Below are 3,222 nucleotides of genomic sequence, written 5' to 3'. Positions count from 1 at the left end.
GAAACGTTGCAACCGTCAAACATGTAGACCCGTCTGTTGTGTGTGGAAGCTAAGTACTGCCAACAGACACACCGAGAGAATCGGCAACGATGTAGGCATAACCTGCGTCGTTGGGCAGTCGTCAACCTGCCCCTGATGCAACCCCAAGTCAAGGAAGGAGGACAAAGTCCGCTCGCACTTCTGGGGAGTTGCAAGCCCCCACTTCAAGCGTTAGCGAAGTGGGGGTAGTTGACGTACGATAAGAAGCGGCATCACTATCAATTTCTGAGCAAATGGAGAGGAGAGCTATGCTTCACCAATTTTCCCGCAATGAATTGGCCATCGGCCCTGAGGGGCTGCAAACATTAAGAAACGCCACCGTGGCGGTGCTTGGCGTCGGCGGTGTCGGGTCGTTTGCCGTCGAGGCACTTGCCCGCTCCGGCGTCGGCCGGTTGGTGCTGGTGGACCGCGACAATGTTGATATTACGAACATTAACCGGCAAATCCACGCCTTATTGTCAACGATCGGCCGCCCGAAAGTCGAGCTGATGAAAGAACGCATCGCCGACATTAACCCGGAGTGCGAGGTCATCGCTTTGCAAATGTTTTATACGGAAGAGACGTATGAGCAGTTTTTTGCCTATGACTTGGATTTTGTCATCGATGCGTCCGACACGATCGTGTATAAAGTGCATTTAATGAAACAATGCCTTAAGCGCGGCATTCCGATCATCTCGAGCATGGGGGCGGCAAACAAAATGGATCCGACCCGCTTTCGCATTGTCGACATTTCAAAAACGCACACCGATCCGATTGCGAAAGTCATCCGCGCCAAGCTGCGCAAAGAAGGGATTCGCCGCGGCATACCGGTCGTCTTTTCCGACGAAAAACCGGTGAAAATCCGCGAAGACGTCCGCCAAGTCGTCGGCAACGATGCTTCGCCGATCCGCAAAGCGAAAATGCCGCCGTCATCGAATGCGTTTGTTCCGTCGGTTGCCGGGCTCATTATGGCGTCTTACGTCATCAATGAATTGTTAAAAGACATCCCCATCGCCCGCGTCGGCGAATGAGGAAACGATGGGCAGACAAGGGGCGATGCATGCCATTGCCTCTTGTTTCGTTATGAATGGGCCATCGGTTCGACTTGTCCGCCCGTTTCGGAGAGAAGAAGCTGGGCGAGGGAAAAGCGGTCGCCTTCTTCGGAGGCAAGCTGACGGGCGCGGGCCATAATTTTGACGAGCGCCTCGTAATCTTCGCGCACCGTCGTCTGGCGCGCTTCCAAGCGTTCGGCCTTTTTGGCCAACTGTTCATTGCGAGCCTGCCACTCCGCCCGTTCCCGTTTCAGTCGCTCGTTTTCCCGGCGGGCGGCTTCCAGCTGCTCAACGTCGTTCCGCAGCCTTTGCAAAAAGGAAATGCACTCGTCAAGCGTCAACGTGGTAGCCGGGAGAAACGGGGACGATCCCTCGGCAAGCTTCGGATTGTCAGGGGCGCCGAACGATACGGCGGCCGCCTCCTTTTGCCATTTTTTCATCATTTCCAATGCCCGTTTCCGTTCTTTTCGCTGTTTTTTTGCCTGTTCAATGGCTTCAAGGTGCCGTTTCCGCACCTCGGCGTTCCAGCGAAACCCGCATGCCGCCGCCGTCCGCCGCAACTGTTTTCCGACCTTTTCGAAGGCGGCGAGCTGCGTTTTGCCTTCGCGTATGTATTGCAGTACCGTTTCTGCAAGCAGTACATCCTCTTCATGCGACCATGCATCTTGTCTCGTCTTCATGCTGTCCACCCCGCAAATGTAATGTTGATATGATAATAGTTTTTCCGTCCTTTTTCCACTTTAAACTCCAGGTTGTCGATTTTCGGCATATCCTTTCCGCCGGCGAGGCCGGTAAAGGCGCAAAGCGGAAGATTCGATTTGGCGAAACCGCCGCCGCCGCTGTACAATGAAACGCAGGAGGGATTCGCATGCGAAATACGACAGAGCCGCTGGCGGTGCGGATGCGCCCGCGGACGATCGATGAGATTGTCGGACAAGCGCATTTGATCGGGCCGGGGACGCCGCTTTATAAAATGGTAAAAAAAGGATGGGTGCCGTCGCTTTTGCTGTATGGGGAACCGGGAACGGGAAAGACGTCGCTCGCTTATGCCATCGCCCGCACGGCCGGACGGGAGCTGGTGGCTTTAAACGCAACGGCCGCCGGAAAAAAGGAGATCGAAGAGGCGGCTGAGGCGGCGCGTTGGTCGGGCAATGTCCTTTTGTTTATCGATGAAATCCACCGGCTAAATAAAGCCCAGCAAGATGTGCTTCTCCCCCATATGGAATCAGGGCTCATCACGCTCATTGGGGCGACGACGGAAAACCCGTTTCACGAAGTGAACCCAGCCATTCGCAGCCGGTGCGGGCAAATTCAGCAGTTGAAACGGCTTGAGCCCGAGGATTTAATCGTAATTTTGAAACGGGCGCTCGCCGATTCGGAACGCGGTTTTGGAGAGATGTCGATCATGATCGAGGAGGCGCTTCTATGGCGCTTGGCCGCGGCGGCCGGCGGGGATGCGCGCGCCGCGCTTTCGCTTCTTGAGGCGGCGGTGGCGGCGGCTGATGAGCGCGACGGCCGCCTGTATATCGATGAAACGGTTGTCGCTTCATGCACGGCGAATCGCGGCTTTGTCCATGACAAATATGGCGATCACTATTACTCGCTGCTGTCGGCTTTTCAAAAAAGCGTGCGCGGCAGCGATGTCGATGCCGCCCTTCATTACTTGGCCCGCTTGCTTGAAGGCGGTGACTTGGCGGCCGTTTGCCGGCGGCTGCTTGTGATCGCCTATGAGGATATTGGGCTTGCCAATCCGATGATGGGCGTGAAGGTGCAGGCGGCGGTGGCGGCAGCGGAGCGGATCGGGCTGCCGGAAGCGCGCATCCCGCTTTCGGTTGTGACGATCGAACTTTGCTTGAGCCCGAAATCCAACAGCGCCTACAAGGCGCTCGATGCCGCGCTGGCCGATGTGCGCGCCGGCAAACTTGGCGACATTCCCGATCATTTGAAAGATGCCCATTACAAAGGAGCGGCTTTGCTTGGGCACGGACAAGGCTATTTATATCCGCACGATTATCCGAACGGCTGGGTGGCGCAAGCGTATTTGCCCTCCGCTCTAGAAGGCCGGTGAATTAATGGGGCATAGACTTCCCACATGTCGAATTTTGGAGGCCATTCTCCCCGCCGTTTGGCGCCAAAGGATGGGAAGACGAGC

At 56.2% G+C, this 3,222-nt stretch carries 2 protein-coding genes and 1 pseudogene; 2 read left to right on the top strand and 1 reads right to left on the bottom strand.

Annotated elements, in window-relative coordinates; all coding sequences use genetic code 11:
• Positions 1-287: 287 nt before the first annotated feature.
• On the top strand, positions 288-1,049 hold the full coding sequence (locus CV945_RS16560; protein ID WP_063330511.1) for a tRNA threonylcarbamoyladenosine dehydratase: 762 nt from the start codon (positions 288-290) through the stop codon (positions 1,047-1,049).
• 50 nt (positions 1,050-1,099) lie between these two features.
• On the opposite strand, the gene CV945_RS16555 is transcribed toward CV945_RS16560, so the two are convergent.
• Positions 1,100-1,750, bottom strand: coding sequence for an RsfA family transcriptional regulator (locus CV945_RS16555; RefSeq protein WP_100660181.1), 651 nt, complete (start codon positions 1,748-1,750; stop codon positions 1,100-1,102).
• A gap of 188 nt (positions 1,751-1,938) precedes the next feature.
• Here CV945_RS16555 and CV945_RS16550 point away from each other — a divergent pair.
• Positions 1,939-3,132: pseudogene (locus CV945_RS16550) on the top strand (replication-associated recombination protein A); the annotation flags it as partial.
• Positions 3,133-3,222: the final 90 nt, after the last annotated feature.

Origin of the sequence: Geobacillus sp. Manikaran-105 (genome assembly GCF_002809955.1) — a bacterium.
In the GTDB taxonomy this organism is placed as follows: domain Bacteria; phylum Bacillota; class Bacilli; order Bacillales; family Anoxybacillaceae; genus Geobacillus; species Geobacillus thermophilus.
The sequence above is the reverse complement of the archived record's forward strand: the minus strand, read 5'-3'. Positions and strand labels throughout refer to the sequence as shown.

What these genes read in the sequence shown, in the direction of transcription:
- CV945_RS16560 (WP_063330511.1), top strand. Translation starts at nt 288, where the DNA reads ATGCTTCACCAATTTTCCCGCAATGAATTGGCCATCGGCCCTGAGGGG.
- CV945_RS16555 (WP_100660181.1), bottom strand. Translation starts at nt 1,750, where the DNA reads ATGAAGACGAGACAAGATGCATGGTCGCATGAAGAGGATGTACTGCTT.